We start from the raw sequence: 606 nt of genomic DNA on the forward strand, positions 1-606 counted from the left end.
AGAAGATGACGCTCGACGACGGCACCGAGCTCTCTCCGGCGTTGGGGATCGGTGCGTTCGCCGACAAGACCCTCGTCCACGAGGGCCAATGCACCAAGGTCGACCCGGAGTCCGATCCGGCGGTCGTGGGGTTGCTCGGGTGCGGGGTGATGGCCGGGCTCGGTGCGGCGATGAACACCGGCAACGTCTCCCGTGGTGATTCGGTGGCGGTGATCGGGTGCGGTGGTGTCGGTGATGCCGCGATCGCCGGGGCCCGGTTGGCGGGGGCGTCGACGATCATCGCCGTCGATCGGGACCAGGGAAAGCTCGACTGGGCTCTGGACCTGGGTGCCACTCACACTGTCGACGCCTCCCAGGTCGACGCTGTCGCCGCGGTGCAGGAGTTGACCGGTGGGTTCGGGGCGGATGTGGTCATCGACGCTGTCGGTCGCCCGGAGACCTGGAAGCAAGCCTTCTACGCCCGTGATCTGGCCGGGACGGTCGTGTTGGTGGGGGTCCCGACGCCGGAGATGACGGTGGAGATGCCGTTGATCGATTTCTTTTCCCGGGGTGGGTCGTTGAAGTCGTCGTGGTACGGCGATTGTCTGCCGGAACGTGATTTTCCGA

1 protein-coding gene is annotated in these 606 nt (G+C 66.5%); it reads left to right on the forward strand.

Going from position 1 to position 606, the window contains the following annotated elements:
- Nucleotides 1–606, forward strand: a 606-nt coding sequence (locus E4P29_RS25775; protein ID WP_167735624.1) for a zinc-binding dehydrogenase, incomplete at both ends; no start/stop codon positions are given.

It is taken from the genome of Rhodococcus sp. 1R11 (assembly GCF_004563845.1).
Taxonomy (GTDB): domain Bacteria; phylum Actinomycetota; class Actinomycetes; order Mycobacteriales; family Mycobacteriaceae; genus Rhodococcoides.